The sequence below is a fragment of the Oceanihabitans sp. IOP_32 genome, assembly GCF_009498295.1.
GTDB lineage: Bacteria > Bacteroidota > Bacteroidia > Flavobacteriales > Flavobacteriaceae > Wocania > Wocania indica.
This window is the reverse complement of the sequence record NZ_CP040813.1, coordinates 3,324,464-3,344,029: the sequence shown is the minus strand read 5'-3', so window position 1 is coordinate 3,344,029 and position 19,566 is coordinate 3,324,464. Positions and strand designations below refer to the sequence as shown.

At 34.2% G+C, this 19,566-nt stretch carries 22 protein-coding genes; 11 read left to right on the top strand and 11 right to left on the bottom strand.

The window, feature by feature from the left end; genetic code table 11:
- The first annotated feature begins 66 nt into the window (after positions 1-66).
- Both FEZ18_RS14060 and FEZ18_RS14055 read left to right on the top strand, forming a co-directional pair.
- Positions 67-294, top strand: coding sequence for a hypothetical protein (locus FEZ18_RS14060; RefSeq protein WP_153268908.1), 228 nt, complete (start codon positions 67-69; stop codon positions 292-294).
- Between the two features lies 1 nt (position 295).
- A complete protein-coding gene (locus FEZ18_RS14055; protein ID WP_153268907.1) occupies positions 296-661 on the top strand; it encodes a DUF2237 family protein in 366 nt (121 codons plus the stop codon).
- A 56-nt stretch (positions 662-717) separates the two neighbouring features.
- Here FEZ18_RS14055 and FEZ18_RS14050 read toward each other — a convergent pair whose 3' ends face one another.
- The 3 genes from FEZ18_RS14050 to FEZ18_RS14040 all read right to left on the bottom strand — a co-directional run bounded on the left by FEZ18_RS14050 (position 718) and on the right by FEZ18_RS14040 (position 3,207).
- Positions 718-1,977, bottom strand: a complete 1,260-nt coding sequence (locus FEZ18_RS14050; RefSeq protein WP_153268906.1) for an NAD(P)/FAD-dependent oxidoreductase — start codon at positions 1,975-1,977, stop codon at positions 718-720.
- Between the two features lie 7 nt (positions 1,978-1,984).
- Entirely contained in the window at positions 1,985-2,398 is a 414-nt protein-coding gene (locus FEZ18_RS14045; RefSeq protein ID WP_153268905.1) for a hypothetical protein, read from the bottom strand.
- Between the two features lie 65 nt (positions 2,399-2,463).
- A complete protein-coding gene (locus tag FEZ18_RS14040) occupies positions 2,464-3,207 on the bottom strand; it encodes an arylesterase (RefSeq protein ID WP_153268904.1) in 744 nt (247 codons plus the stop codon).
- 26 nt (positions 3,208-3,233) lie between these two features.
- Here FEZ18_RS14040 and FEZ18_RS14035 point away from each other — a divergent pair, with 26 nt between their 5' ends.
- The 3 genes from FEZ18_RS14035 to FEZ18_RS14025 all read left to right on the top strand — a co-directional run bounded on the left by FEZ18_RS14035 (position 3,234) and on the right by FEZ18_RS14025 (position 7,583).
- On the top strand, positions 3,234-3,923 hold the full coding sequence (locus FEZ18_RS14035) for an ABC transporter ATP-binding protein (RefSeq protein ID WP_153268903.1): 690 nt from the start codon (positions 3,234-3,236) through the stop codon (positions 3,921-3,923).
- A 47-nt stretch (positions 3,924-3,970) separates the two neighbouring features.
- Entirely contained in the window at positions 3,971-6,466 is a 2,496-nt protein-coding gene (locus FEZ18_RS14030) for an ABC transporter permease (protein ID WP_153269129.1), read from the top strand.
- A 166-nt stretch (positions 6,467-6,632) separates the two neighbouring features.
- Complete coding sequence (locus tag FEZ18_RS14025) at positions 6,633-7,583, top strand: hypothetical protein (RefSeq protein ID WP_153268902.1); 951 nt, start codon at positions 6,633-6,635, stop codon at positions 7,581-7,583.
- Positions 7,584-7,945: 362 nt separating this feature from the next.
- Here FEZ18_RS14025 and FEZ18_RS14020 read toward each other — a convergent pair whose 3' ends face one another.
- Genes FEZ18_RS14020 through FEZ18_RS14610 form a run of 4 tightly spaced genes read right to left on the bottom strand, consistent with a single transcriptional unit; the run spans position 7,946 to position 10,307 of the window.
- Complete coding sequence (locus FEZ18_RS14020) at positions 7,946-8,650, bottom strand: SEC-C metal-binding domain-containing protein (RefSeq protein WP_153268901.1); 705 nt, start codon at positions 8,648-8,650, stop codon at positions 7,946-7,948.
- A complete protein-coding gene (locus tag FEZ18_RS14015; RefSeq protein WP_153268900.1) occupies positions 8,628-9,641 on the bottom strand; it encodes an adenylate/guanylate cyclase domain-containing protein in 1,014 nt (337 codons plus the stop codon). Before FEZ18_RS14015 ends, FEZ18_RS14020 begins: the two co-directional genes overlap by 23 nt.
- A 4-nt stretch (positions 9,642-9,645) precedes the next feature.
- Entirely contained in the window at positions 9,646-10,134 is a 489-nt protein-coding gene (locus tag FEZ18_RS14010; RefSeq protein WP_153268899.1) for a hypothetical protein, read from the bottom strand.
- On the bottom strand, positions 10,134-10,307 hold the full coding sequence (locus FEZ18_RS14610; protein WP_194269486.1) for a hypothetical protein: 174 nt from the start codon (positions 10,305-10,307) through the stop codon (positions 10,134-10,136). Before FEZ18_RS14610 ends, FEZ18_RS14010 begins: the two co-directional genes overlap by 1 nt.
- A gap of 135 nt (positions 10,308-10,442) precedes the next feature.
- Here FEZ18_RS14610 and FEZ18_RS14005 point away from each other — a divergent pair, with 135 nt between their 5' ends.
- The 6 genes from FEZ18_RS14005 (at position 10,443) to FEZ18_RS13980 (ending at position 15,332) form a co-directional block, all read left to right on the top strand.
- A complete protein-coding gene (locus FEZ18_RS14005) occupies positions 10,443-10,784 on the top strand; it encodes a helix-turn-helix domain-containing protein (protein ID WP_153268898.1) in 342 nt (113 codons plus the stop codon).
- Positions 10,781-11,296, top strand: coding sequence for an ImmA/IrrE family metallo-endopeptidase (locus tag FEZ18_RS14000; protein WP_153268897.1), 516 nt, complete (start codon positions 10,781-10,783; stop codon positions 11,294-11,296). Before FEZ18_RS14005 ends, FEZ18_RS14000 begins: the two co-directional genes overlap by 4 nt.
- Positions 11,297-12,050: 754 nt before the next feature.
- A complete protein-coding gene (locus FEZ18_RS13995) occupies positions 12,051-12,884 on the top strand; it encodes a flagellar motor protein MotB (RefSeq protein ID WP_153268896.1) in 834 nt (277 codons plus the stop codon).
- A gap of 210 nt (positions 12,885-13,094) precedes the next feature.
- Positions 13,095-13,712: a VTT domain-containing protein gene (locus FEZ18_RS13990; RefSeq protein ID WP_153268895.1), complete on the top strand. Its 618-nt coding sequence runs from the start codon at positions 13,095-13,097 to the stop codon at positions 13,710-13,712.
- A gap of 64 nt (positions 13,713-13,776) precedes the next feature.
- Positions 13,777-14,061 carry a DUF3817 domain-containing protein gene (locus FEZ18_RS13985; RefSeq protein WP_153268894.1) on the top strand — a complete coding sequence of 95 codons (285 nt, stop codon included), beginning with the start codon at positions 13,777-13,779 and terminating at the stop codon, positions 14,059-14,061.
- 5 nt (positions 14,062-14,066) lie between these two features.
- The gene (locus FEZ18_RS13980) at positions 14,067-15,332 is read left to right on the top strand and encodes a mechanosensitive ion channel family protein (protein ID WP_153268893.1); all 1,266 of its coding nucleotides are present in this window, start codon (positions 14,067-14,069) and stop codon (positions 15,330-15,332) included.
- A gap of 102 nt (positions 15,333-15,434) precedes the next feature.
- Here FEZ18_RS13980 and leuB read toward each other — a convergent pair whose 3' ends face one another.
- The 4 genes from leuB to FEZ18_RS13960 all read right to left on the bottom strand — a co-directional run bounded on the left by leuB (position 15,435) and on the right by FEZ18_RS13960 (position 19,324).
- Positions 15,435-16,493, bottom strand: coding sequence for a 3-isopropylmalate dehydrogenase (gene leuB, locus FEZ18_RS13975; protein WP_153268892.1), 1,059 nt, complete (start codon positions 16,491-16,493; stop codon positions 15,435-15,437).
- Between the two features lie 146 nt (positions 16,494-16,639).
- A complete protein-coding gene (leuD, locus tag FEZ18_RS13970; RefSeq protein ID WP_153268891.1) occupies positions 16,640-17,236 on the bottom strand; it encodes a 3-isopropylmalate dehydratase small subunit in 597 nt (198 codons plus the stop codon).
- Positions 17,237-17,335: 99 nt separating this feature from the next.
- Positions 17,336-18,730 (bottom strand): 3-isopropylmalate dehydratase large subunit, encoded by a 1,395-nt coding sequence (gene leuC, locus FEZ18_RS13965; protein WP_153268890.1) that lies wholly within the window; start codon positions 18,728-18,730, stop codon positions 17,336-17,338.
- Positions 18,731-18,955: 225 nt separating this feature from the next.
- Positions 18,956-19,324 carry an acyl-CoA thioesterase gene (locus FEZ18_RS13960; protein WP_153268889.1) on the bottom strand — a complete coding sequence of 123 codons (369 nt, stop codon included), beginning with the start codon at positions 19,322-19,324 and terminating at the stop codon, positions 18,956-18,958.
- Positions 19,325-19,566: the final 242 nt, after the last annotated feature.

Below are 19,566 nucleotides of genomic sequence, written 5' to 3'. Positions count from 1 at the left end.
ATAATTTTTGATAATAGATTTTGTTGAATTAAATTTAGATCAAAAGTAACAAAACATACATAATACATGGAATTAATAAATAAAGCAATAGAATTTGAAAACGCAAAAATGAGCCATATGTCTACTAGCGACAGGGTGGTGGCTTCAAGAGAAGCAAAACGTTTAATATTGGAGTTAAATGAAGTTTATAAAAAAACTAAAGACTCTAGCATAATGGATTTAATGAAGCGTTTAACGGTTAAAAAGAAAAAAATTGAAGTCCGTTTAAAAGGAAGACCTGAACCCGCATTTTAGAATGGAGGAATTAAATGTACTCGGTACCCCATTACAGCCCTGTTGTAGTCATCCTGCAACAGGGTATTTTCGTGATGGCTATTGTCGTACCGCATCTCATGATACGGGCACTCATGTTGTTTGCGCCATCATGACCACCGAGTTTTTAGCTTACACGAAATCAAAAGGTAACGACTTAAGCACTCCAATTCCACAATGGCAATTTCCAGGTCTTGTTGCCGGTTCTAAATGGTGTCTTAGTATATCGCGGTGGTTACAAGCCGAAAAAGCTGGTGTTGCCCCTCCAATAGTTCTAGAAAGTACGCTCCAAAAAACACTAGATTATACGTCGTTAGAGCTTTTAAAAAGATATGAGTTTCAGAAATAAACTATGACTCCTTCAAATTCAAGCTAAACCTGAGTAATCACAATAATTAGATCTCATTACGCTCGTTTTAATTCCTTTTCTATAGTATCTATCAGATTTAAAGCAGCCCGCTCTCCAGAAATCATGGCTGCATTAAGTGAGCCATTCAACAAAATATCCCCTGCAAGAAAAACGTGATGAGTGAAAGACGTTTCAGACGGTAACATGTCATATTTTAAATGATCGAGCTTAGGTAAAGCTCGCAATATGGAATAATGCTTTAAAAATGACGCCGAATCTATTCCGCAATAGACTTTTAATTTCTCCTGAACCCTTTTTATTAAGGCTTCTGGAGATAAATCGTGATCCTTAACAACGGTAACCGATAATAACTCTTGGTGACCTTTTGATGCGGTTTTAATGCTGTTATGGTAAAAAATATTATTAATTAATGCGTCTTTATCGGTTATTAACCCAATAAGAGGTTTGCTAATTGTTCTAAGTCCAGTTTCAAAATATAGGGCGTCGCAAGATTTCCATTGTAATTCTTTATGCTTTAATTTTCCCACTAATTTACTCGCGTCTGTAGCAATAATTGTAAAATCACTTTCTAATTCGGTACCATCAAAAAGCCGTGTTTTTCGGTCTTCGACCGACTTCACTTCTGTGTTAAAATGAAATGTCGTTTTGCTTAAATTCGCTTTCAATTGCTTTGGTATGGCCTCGATACCAGCTTTTGGTAAGGCTGCAAAACCTTCTCCAAACATTTTGTAGACAAACTCAAACATTCTGCTTGATGTTTCCAAGTGGGGTTCTAAGAATATACCACTAAAAAAGGGTTTAAAGAATTTGGAAATCATGTCTTCAGAAAAACCAAAATCTTTTAAATACTGAGCCGTTGGTTTTTCCGCTTTAGCGAAAATGTCATCTAGAGTGGTTTTCTTTAAAAGTGCGTTTAGTTTAAGTATTTTCAATTTATCTGAAAAGGAGCCAATACCTGAAAACAAGGTTGGAAACAATAGTGATATATTTCGTAAAGGATCGCCAATAGTTTTGATATTTCCGTTACTAAAAATGGCGGCACCTGGTAGAAATTTTTGTAAATCTAAAGCTTTAAAATCTAAGTGTTTTTGGGCACTAGGGTAGGCGGTTAATAACACTTGAAACCCGTGATCTAATTGGTAACCGTTAACCATATCGGTTTTAAGCCTTCCGCCTGCGCGATCGCTGGCTTCGAAAACAATAGGATGAAATCCCTTATTTTCTAAAACCTTTGCTGCTATTAATCCACTAATTCCTGCACCTATAATGTGTATGTTATAATCTTGCTTTTTCATTTTTTTTCTAATTCCAGTTAAAATATAAGTTCCAAATTAAAATAAAGGTCCATAATAGCGTGCGCAACCAATTTTTGTTTACCAGCTGCTTAAGTAATTGGTCTGTTGCTTCCTTATTAGTAATTTTATAGTGTATGGGTACAAATTGAGTGAAAGTAGCTATCCAAACCAGAATAATTAACAACAGACTTACAACAGTTTCAAGAGCCATATGCTCAATAAGTTGGGTAATCGCGGTGATAAGTTGTCCAATCATAAGCGGAATCACAATGGCAGATAATCCTTTTGTGTACCATTTATGCCATTTTATTAAATCATTTTTCTGATAGTACAAAAAACTAGGATAAACCACGAGCTGAACCATCCAAATAAGCACAAAAAGACCAAAATCAAAAAGCAATTTTATTGTACCAATATCCATGTAATTTATTTAGTCAATTAGATTCCAGTTTGATGTCGTTAGCAAAATTATGGCTTGATTTAAAACTAGTGGATTATTGGCTTTAAGACTTCCCACACATTATCTGCCACTATTTTATGACCGGCCGGATTTGGATGAATGCCATCGGCTAAATTTAAAGAATCTACACCACCAACATCTTTTAAAATAAAGGGAATAAATTCTAAATTATTCTGTTTTGCAAGATCTGCAAAAAGCTGTTTAAACGAATTGGTATACTCGAGCCCCATATTGGGCGGTAATTGCATACCAGCAAGTATAATAGTAGTTTCTGGACTCTTAGATTTTACAACATCTATAATAGCTTGCAAATTCGATCGTGTTTCTGTTAATGCGACGCCACGTAAACCATCATTAGCCCCAAGTTCTAAAAGAAAAACATCTGGTTTTTGTTTAATTACCCAGTCAATTCTACTCTTACCACCTGCCGATGTTTCACCACTAACACCCGAGTTAATTACAGTGTAGTTTAAGTTTAAAGAATCTATACGTTGTTGCAAAACGCCTGGAAAAGCATCATTGGTATCCTCTAAACCGTAACCTGCTGTGATACTATCGCCAAAACACAAAATCGTTTTATTCGAATTTTCTGTTGGCAGAGTATCTGCAGTTTGAGTTGCAGACTGCTCAGTTTCTCCAGTATTTTTAGCCTTAGAATCTCCGCAAGAAACCAGTAGAAAAATGGTAATAAAATAACAAAACTTTAAGAGTTTAAAGGTTATTCTAGTTGGTGCATTAAGCTGCAATTGATTATTTTCGTGCTGAGACATAAGTCGCTATTTAAATTAGAATTTACATGTCAAAGATATTAAAGATAACTGGTTTGGAAAAGACCTATGTGAGTGGTGATAAACAATTAACGGTTTTACACGACATTTCTTTTGATGTTGAAAAAGGACAAACCTTTTCAATCGTAGGGCCATCAGGAAGCGGAAAAACCACTTTATTAGGGCTTTGTGCTGGCTTAGACCAACCAAATGCTGGAAGCGTAGAATTGTGCGGACAAGATTTAAACCGTTTAAATGAAGACCAACGCGCCCAGTTACGAAACCAGGAGGTGGGTTTTATTTTTCAGAATTTTCAATTATTACCAACCCTTACTGCGCTTGAAAATGTGAGTGTGCCTTTAGAATTGCAAGGCTCTAAAGAAGCGACAAAAAAGAGTAGGGCTTTATTAGAAAAAGTGGGATTGGGAGACCGTGTTCATCATTATCCGTCGCAACTCTCTGGTGGCGAACAACAGCGCGTGGCTGTGGCTCGTGCGTTTGCTAATGCCCCCTCTATTTTGTTTGCCGATGAACCTACCGGGAACTTAGACGATGACACTGGTGAAAAGATCATTCAGCTATTATTCGATTTAAACAAAGAAAACGGAACAACTTTGGTTATCATTACACACGATCTGGAATTGGCTAATCGAACACAACAAATTTTGAGACTTAAAGGTGGGAAAATAGTAACCAATCAACCGACTAGCGTACTGTGAAAAACTACAATTTTAAACAAAACCTACAAATACCATGGCTATTTAAAATGGCTTGGCGCGATGCCAAAGCGAGTAAAGTACGCCTGTTATTATTTATGGCATCCATCATTCTTGGTATTGCCGCAGTGGTATCTATTCAATTATTTAGCACAAATTTAAAAGAAAATATCGAGAATCAATCTAAAACCTTAATGGGTGCAGATTTTATAATTGATTCTAGACAAGAGCCTACAGAAGACGCCCAAGCTATAATTGACTCTTTAAAGCCCAATGCCTACGAAGTTAATTTTGCCTCTATGGTGGTTTTTCCAAAAAACGGAGGCACTAAATTAGTACGGGTTCGTGGTTTACATGGCGACTTTCCGTTTTATGGTAAGATAGAAACCGTACCAAGTTATTCTTCAGATAATTACCAAGACTTAGGTGGAGCTTTAGTTGATGCGACTTTAATGCTTCAATTTAATGTAAAACCAGGAAATTCTATAAAAATTGGGGAACTAACCCTGCCTATTTCTGGTGCATTAAAATCCATTCCCGGCAGTTCGGCTATTTCCAGTTCGGTAGCACCGCCTGTTATTATACCGTATCGATTTGTTGAAGCCACACGCTTGTTGCAATTTGGAAGCAGAAAAGAATATCAATATTTTTACAAGGCAGCAGACACTTTAAATTTAAAACAGCTAGAAAGAAAATTAGAACCCCTTTTAGAGGCTGAAAACGCCGACTTAAAAACGCATATTAGCGCGACCGAACGGCTTGGGCGACGTTATGATAATGTGGGTAAATTCTTGAATTTAACAGCCTTTATCGCTTTATTATTGGGTTGTATTGGCATTGCTAGTTCGGTACATATTTACATCAAAGAGAAATTAAAAGCCATTGCCGTTTTAAAATGTTTGGGGACTTCAAGGCTTCAAAGCTTTCTTATTTTTCTAATTCAAATCGCTGGTATAGGTATACTTGGCGGTCTTATAGGAGCTTTTATTGGAATTGGATTGCAACTCTTGTTCCCATATCTTCTAAAAGACTTTTTGCCGTTTGCACTCGACATTTCTATCTCGATTCAACCCATTTTAATAGGGGTGTTTTTAGGTCTATTTATGTCTGTCTTATTTGCCGTATTACCATTGCTTCGTACTTGGTATGTTTCGCCTTTAGACGTGTTACGAGTAGACGAAAAAGCCTCTCAAGAACCATTAAAAATACGGTTTTTAGTATTTGGAGTGATTTTAGTATTTCTTTTTTTGTTTTCTTTCTGGTTAATACAGAATGTGCTTTATGCCATTGTATTTGTTAGTGCTACAGTGACCACATTTTTACTTTTAGCGGGTGTTTCTTTAGGTTTTATTACCCTTATTAAACGTTTTTTTCCGAAACATTGGAGTTTTACAGCACGCCAAAGTTTACTAAACTTATTCAGGCCTAACAATCAAACAGTGGTTTTAATCGTGGCCATTGGTTTAGGAACATTTTTAATTAGTACCTTATATTTTACTAAAGACATATTGCTTTCTAAAACGGAAGTCGGACAGACTACTCAAAATGCGAATATTATCGTTTTAGACGTTCAGCCAGAACAACGTAGCGCAGTCGCACAAAGTATTGCGGCGAAAGACTTACCGGTGGTAGATAATATTCCTTTGGTTACCATGCGTATGCATAGCATTAAAGGACGATTGGTAAACGATATTCGACAAGATACAACACGGCAAATCCGCCGTTGGCTTTTAAATCATGAATTTAGAACGACCTACCGCGATACGCTTACAGCTTCAGAAACCTTATTGAAAGGGGAGTGGACTCCCTTTGTAAATTCTAATGATCCCGTGGTGATTTCTGTTGCCGATAATTTAGCCTCAGATGCTAATATTACCGTTGGCGATCAAGTTGTTTTTAACGTGCAAGGTGTATTGCTAGAGACCACGGTGGGAAGCATCCGGCAGGTAGATTGGTCGCAAGTACAACTCAATTTCACTATTGTATTTCCAAAAGGCGTCTTAGAAGATGCTCCACAGTTTAATGTCTTGACAACCACAGTGCCAGATGAGGCCAGCTCTGCAAGCCTACAACGCGAATTGGTTGGTAAATTTCCAAATGTATCCATTATCGATTTACGACAAGTTTTTACCTTAGTGGAAGATATTTTGGATAAGGTGTCGTGGGTTATCAATTTTATGGCGTTTTTTAGTATTCTAACAGGAATTATTGTACTTATTGGCTCTGTAAGAACCAGTAAATATCAACGTATTAAAGAAAGTGTATTGCTTAGAACCCTTGGTGCAAAAAATAAACAGATTCTGCAAATTACTGCCTTTGAATACGTGTTTTTAGGACTTCTAGGCAGTTTAGTTGGTATTATTTTAGCTCTAGTGAGCAGTTTATGTTTAGCCCTATTTGCCTTTAAAGAACCTTTTTTACCTTCAATTATTCCGTTTGTGGTGTTTTTACCAGGAATTACACTATTGGTTCTGGGCATTGGATTAAGTAATATTCAAACGGTTTTAAAAAGTTCGCCATTGGAGGTTCTAAGACGGGAAGGGTAATATTTCGATATAAAATAAAACTAGTTGTTGGCTCGAAATTAGGTGGCATTCGGCACAAATTAGGTATCATTTTTTGAATGATTAAAGGTTGAAATGGTTTAATAATTTCATTAAAAACATGTACCTTTATGGTAAATTTATTTACAGGTAAAACCGAATTAAATATATGAAGTATCTTTCACTGATGTCCTGCCTACTTATGGCATTATTATTTAGCTGCAATCAGATTAATCCTAAGGGTGAAAAAGAAGTCCGCGAGTTTATGATAGACTGGAATACAGCGCATTCGCAGTTAAAATCACCTTATCTCAGCAATTTTTATATGCCAGTAGTTACGTATTACGACAAAGAACGCACAAGAGCGCAGGTGCAAGAACATAAGAACATACTTTTTCAAAAATTTCCGAACTATACTCAAGATATTTTAAATGATGAAATGACAATCACAAAAGTGGGTGTAAACTATTTGGTAACCTTTATAAAACGAGTAAAATATAATGGTGTAGAAGCCAATTACAAATCTTTTCTTTCCGTGATAAATAGAAACGGTAATTTTAAAATATCGCGAGAAGGCGTTGACGAAAATTCAGAAAACTTGGATGCCCCCATTTTCCCGAGTGCGGAAGACGATAGTATAATAATGGCAAATACAAGAAAACTCTATGGCGATTTTAATGGCGATGGGCTTTCAGATTATGCAACGGTAATTTCACCAGTAATAAAAAACAGCTTAAATGGCGAATCTCAAACCAGCGAGAGTGTAGAGTGCGTTGGTGAATGCCATAGTGTGATTATGTTTAGCAATAAAGATTTAAAACCCATAACAGTTGAGGGTGCTTACCAATCGCAATTAGAAAACCTTAAAGATCTTAACGGCGATGGTGCAGACGAGATTGGTTTTTGGGATATAAAACCCACAAGCAAGAGCCTCTATATTTTTAATGCCACCAATGGCGCCTTACTCACAGAGCCGGTAATGATTAATACCGCAGTACATAAAAACCTAAAACTTGTAGATGTTTTTAAAAAAACAGGAACTAATAAAATAACAATTACAAAAAGTGTCCAAGAAAATGGAAACTGGATTCTAAAGAGTGAAGTGATTAAGTTGGATTAGGAAAAACATCATCTTTTATATTACTGTACTAGAGTTCGCATCGTAACCAAAATTATGATAACAAAGTCAGAATTAGCTTGACGTAATTACTATCGCCCAAAAGCGCTATTACGCTAATTGTTGTAAATTGTACTATAATGTACTTGCGTTATGTAACTTGAGCTTTGCTCAACGTTTTTTTATTGTTTTAGAGGTGTTCACGAATCTTGTGCCTCGATTTGGTAAAAGCGAAAGTTGTTACTACAGTTTCTTTAAAAAATTTATTCCCAAAAGTTTCTTCTGCAATGTTAATGGAACACTTTTTATGCGACGACGTAGGAGGGAAGCTTAATGTGTGTGGAATGGAATTGAAAAACCATACTTTAAAGAAATCTTTTTTTCTTGTTGGAAGTAAAGTGATTTGAGTAGTTTGTATTTACAAATTTTTCAAAATTAATCAAATCTGAAATCAATCTAGATTTTGATAAGCTCTTCAATGAATTAATCTTTATCAAATGGCATTGCTTAATTTTTAATTCACTTCCACATAAACATAGTTCGTTGCGGTTAGGTATTGAATTAGAAGCCACTGCATAGATAATATTAGTAATTATCTTAAAATCTTCAATTTCTAACTCTTCTTTATAATACTGAATTACTCCATCAAAAAAATGTGCATATTCTCCGTTGGCATAGTCTCCAGTTTCTTTCTTAAAAATATAATTTGTAAAAAAAGGATAAACCTTATTTTTATAGAAAGTAGTTAGGTTGATTCCTTTTCTAGATTCTTTTTCAAGAATGTGTTCTATATCTAAGCAACAAAATCCTTCCTCGTCAATGTGATTTTCATCTGTACGTTTTATGTGTTTAGTAATCTCTTGAATTCTAGGAATAGAGTAAGGATACTTATCTTTATTTAAATAAATCTTTATTCTAAATGTAAAGTAGTAGTTCCCTTCTAAATCGCATACATCAAGATTGCCAATTAAATGGCAAAACTTTTTATTATAATTTTTGTAGTATTTAAATGATGGATAAACCTCACAAAACCTATCAATATCTCTTTCAAGTTTTGTTTTTTCCTTCATTAAAATATGGCTTATTAATTGCTGCAATAGGTTTGAGTGCTGAAATTGTATTTACACTTGAAGGAAGTTTTATAACAGGATTTCCATTGGAGTCAATTGCTACAAAACTCTGCTTTTTTAAATATTTTCCCCAATCAAAGTCATACTGACTATAATAGAAATTTCTATCATCAATTCTATATATGTATCTGTCGTTTTCGGTTTTATCAGGACGATTACAAACAAGACTGAAATAATCATCAGCTAGAATTTCATCCTTTACGTATTGACCAACAACAACTCCATTTCTTAAAGCTGAGGACTGCATTTTACTGGCTAAGCTTGTATGCAAACTACAAGTTGTAACTTCACTAATTTCACCTATTCCAGAATTGCCCCATAATACATCTTCCTTTTTTCCAAGATCAATCCCAGTTCTTACTCCAATATTTTCAATACCTTGAGACATTAAATATTCTTTAAGATCATTTTTTACAAAATGTGTATAAACACTAACCATTTGTAATGCTAGTTCAACTGCTTTCTTCTGCTCTGTATTTTCATCACCGAAATATAAAAACATACCATCACCTTGTAGTCTATGAACATATCCTCCAAATATTAGTGCCGTATGTATTCCTGCTTTGATAATTGCATTTGTAATTAAAAAGTTAGTTTCTTTATTAAATTTTTTGAAAAGATTTGTACTTCCTTTAATATCAATAAATACTGATACAATATAATGTTCTTCTACGTTGTCAGTGTTTTTTAAATGAGCAAAACTAGGATGAAGTCCTAATTGTTGATTATAATTAATTGGTCTGCCTAAGCCTTCAGAAAACATTTTCATCTCTGATGCTATTTCTTTACTTTCAACTCTGTTTAATATTGCTTTAAATTGCTCATTTGTCCTACTATGTATTGGAGAACCTAATCCTTTATAAATTTGATTGGATGCATCACTTTCAACAGCGTCTTTAATTATTTGGAGGTAGTCATTGTATATTTTCATATTCTTATTTATTAAAAATTATTATTATAAAAATTGGGATTAACAAGACGAATTGTATTATCAATAATCTACCTGCTAATTTTAATTTGGTGAATTTTGTTGTTAAACCAGAAGAAAGAGTATGCACCTGATTTCTTAAATCTTTCATTTCTTTTTTTGTTGTGAGCGTTTTTGAACATAATTCAAACTCATCTTTTTTCATCATTCCAATACCACCGAAATAATACAATGATTTTGAATCTTTAGAAAAAAACGGGATACTTGCGTTTACTAAAATTATTAATGTTGTCAATCCAATCAGAAATGAAATTGAAATTAAAACTTGAAATATTCCAGAATAACAACTAATATCATCTATTAAGGTCACATATGAAGTAATAAGAGAACCAACAACAAAAGTGTTAATAGCTATGTATACAGCTGTCTTGTTATTTACACTATCAAAATAGTGGTCAAACCTATTTATGGTATATAATAATCTTTCTTTTTCCATTATTTTTCTTTTCTAACTCCTTTGAATTTCCCTCCAGAAGTTTTTACGTCCATAAACTTTCCTGTTTGTGTATCTCGTTTTACATAAAGATTTGTTTTAGGGTTTAATACTTGTGAGCGCTGTTTTACTGCTCCTTTTCTTGCGTTGTCTCCGACTGGTTTGTTTGTAGCCATTTTTTTCTTTTTAGAATTAGCCAAATCAAAAACAATAATTATGCCAATATAGTAAGCTTTTAGTTTATATGTTTATTAAACAAACATTGTTTATTAACAAAACAATATTTATATTTGCAAAACGTTAAGTATTATATGAAAGATTTTAATTCAACCCTATATAAGATTATAGGATTAAGAATAAAAGAAGCTCGTCATAGGCTAAATTATAGTCAAGAAGATTTAGCTAAAAAAATATTTATTAGTAGAGCTTCAATTTCTAATATAGAATTAGGAAGGCATCAGCCACCATTGCACGTATTATATGATATTTCTTCCGTGTTAAATTTTGATTTACAACAGTTGCTACCAACTTTTAACGAGGTCGAAAAGCATATTTCTACAAACGAGTACAGTGATATTTTAAAGAATATTAGTGATTTGGATGAAGATTCCAAGAAGGCAATAGAAGAAATAATAAAGAATCTAAATAAATGATTTTTAACTATATCGAAGAAAAAACTGTAAACATTTTAAAGGAATTTGATCTTTTAAAGTCTCCAATTAATGTTAATAAGTTAGCAAAGAAGTTGGGAGTAGGAGTAGAAGCTTCAAATTTCAATGACGATGTGTCAGGTTTATTTGTCATAAAAGATGACAAGCCTTATATTGCTTTTAATTTAAATCAGAGCAAGAAAAGAAGAAGATTCACCATTGCACATGAATTAGGACATTTTGTTTTGCATTCTAAAAGCAAATCTTTATTCATAGATAAGAATAAAAGTATAATGTATCGTAATTCAGAATCATCGACAGGAGAAATCCTTAAAGAAAGAGAGGCGAACGCATTTGCGGCAGCATTATTAATGCCAATACCGTTAATTCTAGAAGAAGCAAAAAACTTAAATGGTGATGATATAATAGAAAAATTAGCTAGTAAATTTAATGTTAGTACTCAAGCTATGTCTTTTAGATTATCCAATTTGGGATATGATTTCGGTATGTTTTAGAATTTTATTATGTAAAATAGAATCTCGATATTAAACTTGGCCTCATAAAATTTTGGTAAAACAATAGGAGAAATGAGCGTGCATATTTTAGGCTATACAAATACAATGATCCAGTGGATGATTTGTCGAATACGCGATTTTTAATAAGAGAAAAAAGGTTAGCTTTTATTTTGGCGTTGGCAAGCGATGGATAATTGCGTTTTAAAAATGATTGCAATAGCAATTATGTTTTAAATAAACAATCGAGCGTTTGTAGGCGGCAATTTTACATAACGACTAATTATAGTATCAAATTTGTAGTTACGATGTTTCTTGAGAATCGCGTATTTTAAAAAAGTTGAACAATTGTACAGAATATTAAAATTAAACGATTAATAAAAACACGAATGTTTAATGACCCCAATTACTAAAGTTTATTTAGTGTACTGAACTTACTGGGATATTTTACATAGTATAGAATTATAGCTATCAAATAAACCTACAAGTTAATTAGCCGTAATTTCTTTTAACATAATTGTTGACGATATAGACCTAAAGGCACTATATCTACAATTATGTTTAAATAGCCTGAAAAACGGCTATACAGAAATTACTATATTTGTACTATAATTTATATTATGTAAAATAGAAATATTAGAAACTCCTATTTAACCCCTTTTATCAGATTAATTAGAAATCTTCTCATCTTAAAAAATCCAAAAACCTATTACAGCCGTAGATATCATTAAACCATAAATTTAAAGATATTATGAATATGAAGAACATTTCCCTTGTAGTTGTAGCCGCTATCGTTTTATCAAGCTGCGTTTCAAAAAGGAAATACACAGCGCTTGAGCGTGAAAATGGTGAAATCACAAGTGCACTAACTAAAGCACGTGTAGAAAATGAAGAATTAGAATCTAAATTTGCTCAAATTCAAGCCCGTGTAGACACCTACAATTCTAAAATAAATCAACTTACCGAAGAAAACGATGTTAAATTTGAAGCCGTTGGCGATGTTGCTGTTATTTCTAATGCCACTAAAGTAAAAATGCGTGAAACACTTAAAAATGTAGATCCCGCAGTTTTAGCTCAAGCCAACACCCTTCAAGATTCTATGAATTTAGCAGTATCTTACACGCTTCAAAAATCTATAGACAATAACACGCTTAACGAAGACGAAGATATTGCAATTAATATCGACGAAACTGTAGTAATGATTTCGATTTCTGATAAAATGCTTTTTAATACGGCTAGCTATAGATTGAGCGGTAAAGCAGATGGTATTTTAGAGAAAATAGCAAACATTATTAATTCTGAGCCAAGTCTTGAAGTTATGGTTGAAGGACACACCGATCCGCGTTCTATCAACACCGAAAAAATTGCTGACAACTGGGATTTAAGTGTTTTACGTGCCACGTCGGTAGTTCGTAAATTACAAAATAACTACAATGTGGCTCCAGAGAAACTAATTGCCTCAGGACGTAGCAGCTATATGCCAATCGCCGACAATGAAACCAAGGAGAACCGGGCAAAAAATAGAAGAACTCGTATCGTTATTTTACCAAATATCAATAAGTTTTTTGCACTTATGGACAGTGAATCATAAAACTTACTTGATTTTCAGTTAATTATTTTAGAAAATAGTCCTTTAAAAAAGAGCTTGTTTAATATGCTTAAAGCAGAATTAGACGAGCTCTTTCTACTTGAATAGCTCTAATCTATCTCTGGTTTTCTGTTAAAATTTAATTAAACCATTTAAAGGGATAAAAAAGTAAAATTTATAAACTTATATTTGCATATCTTTTAAAGTGAATATATGAAGTCAAAAGATAAATCGAAATCAGGGAAATCGAAATTACAACTACTGCACCAATACTATACCTATACTGGTTTTTATACCTTTGTATGGAAGGCAGTTAAATCGGCTTTACCTTATATAATTTTAGCTGTAATAGCTTTATATACCATCAATCATTATTACAATATTAATGATGCTTTAACGCGACTAACCCAAATATTACCAGCCATTGGAGTATTATCTTTCTTTTTTGTATCCGAAACGCTTTTAGGACTCATTCCGCCCGAAGTTTTTATTGCCTGGGCAGGAAAAATGCATAGTCCTTGGTTTTATTTAAGTCTTCTAGGACTGCTATCTTATGGTGGTGGATTATTATCGTATTGGATGGGACGCGCCATTACAAAAATACCGTACGTCCATGACTATTTAGAGCTAAAAATGCATAAACAACTTAAAAACTCTAAAAAATGGGGTGGTTTTTTAATAGTTGTCGGTGCCTTGCTACCACTACCCTTTTCAATTTCTTGTATTGCGGCTGGTATTATCAAGTTCCCATTTAAGGCTGTTGTTCTGTTTGGTTCGTTAAGATTATTGCGCTTTGCAATTTACGGTCTTATCATATTTAATGCCTTATAAAATAATTTGAAAACCTTCTCTTTCTAGATATTTCTGTTCTATTTTTGTAATAAAATAAACGGGTATGTTTTCTTATATTAATATTTTCAGAGTGGTCGCTTTTTTTGAGGGAATCTCGTACTTACTGTTATTGTTTGTAGCAACACCTATTAAATATTTGGCTAACGACGCGCAATACGTAAAACTCTTGGGGATGCCACATGGTATTTTATTCATGGCTTACATTGTCTTGGCTTTTCTTTACAAAAAAGACTTTTCTTGGAATAACAAACAGTTTGGTATTGTGCTTTTTGCTTCTATTATCCCTTTCGGTACCTTTTATGTCGATAAACATTATTTAAACCAATAAAACACATGGAGTTTTACAAGAAAATTATTTATGACTATCTAGTTGAGATAGGCACCCATAGCACGCTTGCAAAATATTTAAATATGTTGGCGCTTTTAATTGTGCTTTTAATTGTTGTCTTTATTCTTGATTACATTCTTAGAAGACTTATTCGAGCACTATTTTCAAAGATTGCTGCAAAATCTAAAACACGGTTCGACGACATATTAATTTCTAATAAAGCGCCTCGAAACATAGCGCATATTATTCCTTTATTAATCGTTATAGAGTATATTCCTATCATCTTTTTCGACTTTCCTGTTTTTCAAACTTTTATTAGAAAAACCTTAGAGGTTTTTGCTATTGTTTTGGCACTTTGGATTGTTAGAAGCCTATTAAATACCGTTAAAGATTATTTAAAATCCCTACCTAACTTAAAAGACAAGCCCATAGATAGCTATATTCAAGTCTTTATGATTTTTGCTTGGATCGTAGGTTCTATCTCTGCATTCGCTGTAATTACCGACATTCCATTTGTAAAATTCTTTACCGGTTTAGGAGCCCTGTCGGCCATTATTATTTTAATTTTTAGAGACACCATTTTAGGTTTTGTAGCGAGTATTCAAGTCTCTATAAACGATATGGTTCGCATTGGCGATTGGATTACTTTCGATAAATATGGGGCAAATGGTTATGTTACCGAAATATCTTTAGCAACCGTTAAAGTGCAAAATTTCGATAATACGATAACAACGATACCGACTTACGCTCTTATTTCCGATTCTTTTCAGAATTGGCGAGGGATGACGGATTCTGATGGAAGACGTATTATGAGATCCTTGTTTGTAAAACAAAATAGCATTAAATTTTTAAAGGATAATGAAGTTGAAAAACTTAAAGCAGTTCAATTAATTACAGACTATTTAGAAAACCGTCAAAGTGATATTAAAACGTACAATACCAATATTAACGCGAATAAAGAATTACTTATAAACGGTAGAAATCTAACTAACTTTGGAGTCTTTAGAAAATACATCGATAGCTATTTAAATCACCATTCTGGTATAAATAAAGATATGATGCTTATGGTGCGTCAATTAGAACCTACAACCCAAGGTATACCGTTACAAATTTATGCGTTTAGTAGTGACAAACGCTGGGCGAATTACGAGTATATTATGGCCGATATTTTTGATCATCTTATAGCTGCACTCTCTTATTTTGAATTAGAACTTTTCGAGTTACCAAGTAACACCGATTTCATAAAACCAGAGCGCGTAAAAACAACATGATTTCTCTTTTTGAAATAGAATATTTTTAGATTTTTAAAATTAAAAAACGCCTGATTTTATATAAAACAGGCGTTTAATATCAATTTAACAATGTATTCTGTACTAGATATTTTTGGCGAGCCAATCCCCTACTTCTTTGGTGCCATAAGCTTTGCCGCCGTTTGCCAAATCCTCAGTTACATAACCTTCAGCAAGTGCTCTATTAACAGCTGTTCTAATCGCCTCGCCTTCTTCTGGTAAATTGAACGCCATTTCAAACATCATCGCAGCAGATAGCACGGTTGCCATAGGATTGGCAATGTTTAGCCCTGTAGCCTGAGGGTACGACCCATGAATAGGCTCAAACAGAGCAATATCTGCTCCCATTGAAGCTGAAGGCATTAACCCCATAGAACCCGAAATTACAGAGGCTTCATCCGTTAAGATATCTCCAAATAGGTTTTCGGTAATTAACACGTCATAACTATTTGGCCATTGTACCAAGCGCATGGCCACGGCATCTACAAACTCATAACTCACTTCCACCTCTGGGTAATCTTTTTCCATGTCTTGAACCGTTTCACGCCATAAACGTGAAGTCTCTAAAACGTTAGCCTTATCGACGCAACACAGTTTTTTCGAACGTTTCATGGCTAACTCAAACCCTTTTTTGGCTAAGCGTTCCACTTCTGCTCTGGTGTACACACAATTATCGAAGGCGGTGTTTCCGTTATCACGTCTTCCTTTTTCTCCAAAATAAATACCACCTGTTAACTCACGCAAAAACACCAAGTCGGTACCTTCAATACGCTCCTTTTTTAAAGGTGATTTGTCTAATAACGACGGAAATGTAAAGGTTGGGCGTACATTAGCAAATAAGCCTAAGGCTTTACGCATTTTTAATAAACCTTGCTCTGGACGAACTTGAGCACTCGGATCGTTATCGTATTTCGGGTGTCCAATTGCCCCAAATAAAACGGCATCTGCAGCCGCACAAATAGCATGAGTTTCTGCAGGGTATGGTTCGCCAACAGCATCGATAGCAGCAGCTCCCATTAAGGCCGGTTTCCAAGTGATTTCATGACCAAATTTTTTGGCAACGGCATTGCTAACTTTTACAGCTTGATCGATAACCTCTGGACCTATGCCATCTCCCGCTAAAAGGGCTATATTAAATTTCATTAGTATGGTTTTTAAACTTTTAATTTTAACTTTAGTCTAGACAGTGCTTTGCTAGACCATAATAAGAAGGTTGAGAAAAATAAACTATTATTTACTTTTTTCTGGGGTGCTCTATTGGCAAAGCCCCAAAAAGGATAATGGTTATATTAGAGCATTAATTTATCTGCAAAAGATTGAATTTCATCTTTCATGTTTTGAAGATAATCAATGTCGTCAAACCCATTTAACATATTTTCTTTTTTGTAAGAATTAATCTCAAAAGATTCTTGAGCACCAGTAGAAAGAATGGTTATGGTTTGATTTGGAAGATTAATTTCAATCTCGGTATTAGCATCTTTGTAAATTTCTTCAAAAATCTTTTCGGAAAACTCTGGGCTCACCTGTACGGGTAAAACACCTACATTTAAACAGTTATTTCTAAAAATATCTGCAAAAAAACTGGAAACCACACATCGGAAACCATAATCGTAAACCGCCCAAGCCGCATGCTCTCGCGAAGATCCAGAACCAAAATTCTTACCGCCTACTAATATTTTTCCGCTATAAATAGGATTGTTTAAAACAAAACTTTCTTTTGGTGTGTTATCATTATTATAACGCCAATCCCTGAATAAATTGTCTCCAAAGCCTTCACGTTTAGTAGCTTTTAAAAATCGTGCAGGTATGATTTGATCGGTATCTACATTTTCTAAAGGTAACGGAACTGCGGTACTTGTTAGTATATTAAATTTATCGTATGCCATTATTTTTGTTTTTTGCACCTTGCTGTTGGCCGATAGCTATTAGCAATATGGTGTTTTAGTTTTTATAAGCCCATGGCTAAAACCAAAGGCTAAAAGCTGTTATATTAAGTCTCTTGGATCTGTAACTATGCCAGTAACTGCGGCAGCAGCAGCCATTAATGGGCTTGCTAATAAGGTTCTTGAGCCAGGGCCTTGACGGCCTTCGAAGTTTCTGTTAGAAGTACTAACCGCGTATTTTCCAGCAGGAACTTTATCGTCGTTCATCGCTAAACACGCCGAACATCCGGGTTGTCTTAGAACAAAACCAGCCTCGTTAATAATATCTAATAGACCTTCTTTCTTAATTTTTTCTTGAACTTCATGCGAGCCTGGTACCAACCAAGCTGTAATATTAGCAGCCTTTTTTCTACCTTTAACTATAGAAGCAAACGCACGAAAATCTTCAATCCTTCCGTTGGTACAGCTTCCCAAGAACACGTAATCTACTTTTTTACCAAGCATAGATTCGTTTTCTTCGTATCCCATATACTCTAAAGACTTTTTATAAGTGGCTACACCACCCTCAAGAGAATCGGCTTTAGGTATGTTTTTAGAAATACCCATCCCCATACCTGGGTTCGTACCGTAAGTAATCATAGGTTCTATAACGCTGGCATCGAATGTTAAATCTTTATCAAACGTCGCCTCGGGATCTGTTTTTAAGGTCTTCCAATGCGCCACGGCCTCATCCCAAGCTTCACCTTTTAAAGATAAGGGTTTGTCTTTTAGATACTTGAAAGTGGTTTCATCTGGAGCAACCATACCGCCACGTGCCCCCATTTCTATAGACATGTTACAAACCGTCATACGACCTTCCATACTCATGTTTTCAAAAACATCTCCTGCATATTCAACAAAATATCCGGTTGCACCAGAAGTCGTTAACTGCGAGATAATATATAAAGCGACATCTTTAGGGGTTACGCCTAAGCCTAATTGCCCTTTGAGATTAATACGCATTTTTTTAGGTTTTGGCTGCATAATACATTGTGTAGAGAGCACCATTTCGACTTCCGATGTACCAATACCAAAAGCAATAGCACCAAAAGCACCATGTGTGGAAGTATGTGAATCGCCACAAACAATAGTCGCTCCAGGGAATGTAATACCATTTTCTGGTCCTATAACATGCACAATACCATTTTTTTCATGGCCTAATCCCCAATGACTAATTCCGTGGGCTTTAGAGTTGTCTTCTAGAGCCTTTAGCTGATTTGCCGAAAGTGGATCTTGAACTGGCAAATGCTGATTCATAGTCGGCGTATTATGATCTGCTGTAGCAAAAGTGCGTTCAGGGTACATAACTTTTAACCCTCTGTTTTTAAGACCTAGAAAAGCCACAGGACTAGTTACTTCGTGTATAAAATGACGATCGATAAATAGCACATCTGGTCCGCCCTTAATTTGTCGCACCACGTGCGAATCCCATACTTTATCAAACAATGTACTGCTCATATAATTTAATTTTTTGGTGTTAAAAAGCCTTTGCAATAAAACAAAAAACAGGCTTTTAAACATGTAATCTAATTCAAATTTATGCTTTCTAGCACGCAATTAAAACTTAAAAACACTTAGTTCTTATATTTTTATAAAATTTATAACAAATGATTTAAAAATTATATTTTATGCAACCGAACAGCTGTATTGTTTATAATATTTAAATGGCATAACCCCATTTTTTTAAGCCTTTAAAATATTTCTATTATGAGGTTTGGGCTTACCGTCTTCGCCCAAATTCACCATAACAATATTAGAGATACTAATAATGGTAACTTGAGTCATAATATTTCTAACCTCGCAACACAGTGCAATATAGGCATTCCCGACCTTGGTGATTTTTAAACCAATTTCTACAATATCGCCTTGTTTGGCAGAGGCCAAGAATTCTATGGCACCCATAGATTTGGTCACGACTTTTTTATTATCGAATTGAATTATGGCAAATAATGCGGCTTCTTCGTCAATCCATTCTAATAATCGCCCGCCAAATAAAGTGCCGTTTGGGTTTAAATCACCCGGTTTAATCCATTTTCTTGTTTTAAATTTCATGTGTTGTAATTAATTTATGAACCTATGTGTTTTGGTTATGCAAGTATTAAAAAGCTATGGTTCTAACTTTAGTCATAGTAAGCCGCTAATAGTTGATGTAAAGGAAAACTAAAAGCCATTCGCTATAGCTTATTAAGAGCGCAAAATTACATTATTTTGTGCTAAAAATATATAAATTATTCAATGTTAATAAACTCGTTGATAATAATAAAGGCTTTAGAAATTTTTATAGCTCAATTAAT

Bases quoted from the DNA above. Each gene is read 5' to 3' on its own strand.
- FEZ18_RS14000 (WP_153268897.1), top strand. From the start codon at position 10,781: ATGATTTTTAACTATATCGAAGAAAAAACTGTAAACATTTTAAAGGAA.
- FEZ18_RS14035 (WP_153268903.1), top strand. From the start codon at position 3,234: ATGTCAAAGATATTAAAGATAACTGGTTTGGAAAAGACCTATGTGAGT.
- FEZ18_RS14025 (WP_153268902.1), top strand. From the start codon at position 6,633: ATGAAGTATCTTTCACTGATGTCCTGCCTACTTATGGCATTATTATTT.
- FEZ18_RS14060 (WP_153268908.1), top strand. From the start codon at position 67: ATGGAATTAATAAATAAAGCAATAGAATTTGAAAACGCAAAAATGAGC.
- FEZ18_RS13960 (WP_153268889.1), bottom strand. From the start codon at position 19,324: ATGAAATTTAAAACAAGAAAATGGATTAAACCGGGTGATTTAAACCCA.
- FEZ18_RS14005 (WP_153268898.1), top strand. From the start codon at position 10,443: ATGAAAGATTTTAATTCAACCCTATATAAGATTATAGGATTAAGAATA.
- FEZ18_RS14050 (WP_153268906.1), bottom strand. From the start codon at position 1,977: ATGAAAAAGCAAGATTATAACATACACATTATAGGTGCAGGAATTAGT.
- FEZ18_RS14055 (WP_153268907.1), top strand. From the start codon at position 296: ATGGAGGAATTAAATGTACTCGGTACCCCATTACAGCCCTGTTGTAGT.
- leuB (WP_153268892.1), bottom strand. From the start codon at position 16,493: ATGAAATTTAATATAGCCCTTTTAGCGGGAGATGGCATAGGTCCAGAG.
- FEZ18_RS14045 (WP_153268905.1), bottom strand. From the start codon at position 2,398: ATGGATATTGGTACAATAAAATTGCTTTTTGATTTTGGTCTTTTTGTG.
- leuD (WP_153268891.1), bottom strand. From the start codon at position 17,236: ATGGCATACGATAAATTTAATATACTAACAAGTACCGCAGTTCCGTTA.
- FEZ18_RS13985 (WP_153268894.1), top strand. From the start codon at position 13,777: ATGTTTTCTTATATTAATATTTTCAGAGTGGTCGCTTTTTTTGAGGGA.
- FEZ18_RS13990 (WP_153268895.1), top strand. From the start codon at position 13,095: ATGAAGTCAAAAGATAAATCGAAATCAGGGAAATCGAAATTACAACTA.
- FEZ18_RS14015 (WP_153268900.1), bottom strand. From the start codon at position 9,641: ATGAAAATATACAATGACTACCTCCAAATAATTAAAGACGCTGTTGAA.
- FEZ18_RS13995 (WP_153268896.1), top strand. From the start codon at position 12,051: ATGAAGAACATTTCCCTTGTAGTTGTAGCCGCTATCGTTTTATCAAGC.
- FEZ18_RS13980 (WP_153268893.1), top strand. From the start codon at position 14,067: ATGGAGTTTTACAAGAAAATTATTTATGACTATCTAGTTGAGATAGGC.
- FEZ18_RS14020 (WP_153268901.1), bottom strand. From the start codon at position 8,650: ATGAAGGAAAAAACAAAACTTGAAAGAGATATTGATAGGTTTTGTGAG.
- FEZ18_RS14030 (WP_153269129.1), top strand. From the start codon at position 3,971: ATGGCTTGGCGCGATGCCAAAGCGAGTAAAGTACGCCTGTTATTATTT.
- FEZ18_RS14010 (WP_153268899.1), bottom strand. From the start codon at position 10,134: ATGGAAAAAGAAAGATTATTATATACCATAAATAGGTTTGACCACTAT.
- FEZ18_RS14610 (WP_194269486.1), bottom strand. From the start codon at position 10,307: ATGGCTACAAACAAACCAGTCGGAGACAACGCAAGAAAAGGAGCAGTA.
- leuC (WP_153268890.1), bottom strand. From the start codon at position 18,730: ATGAGCAGTACATTGTTTGATAAAGTATGGGATTCGCACGTGGTGCGA.
- FEZ18_RS14040 (WP_153268904.1), bottom strand. From the start codon at position 3,207: ATGTCTCAGCACGAAAATAATCAATTGCAGCTTAATGCACCAACTAGA.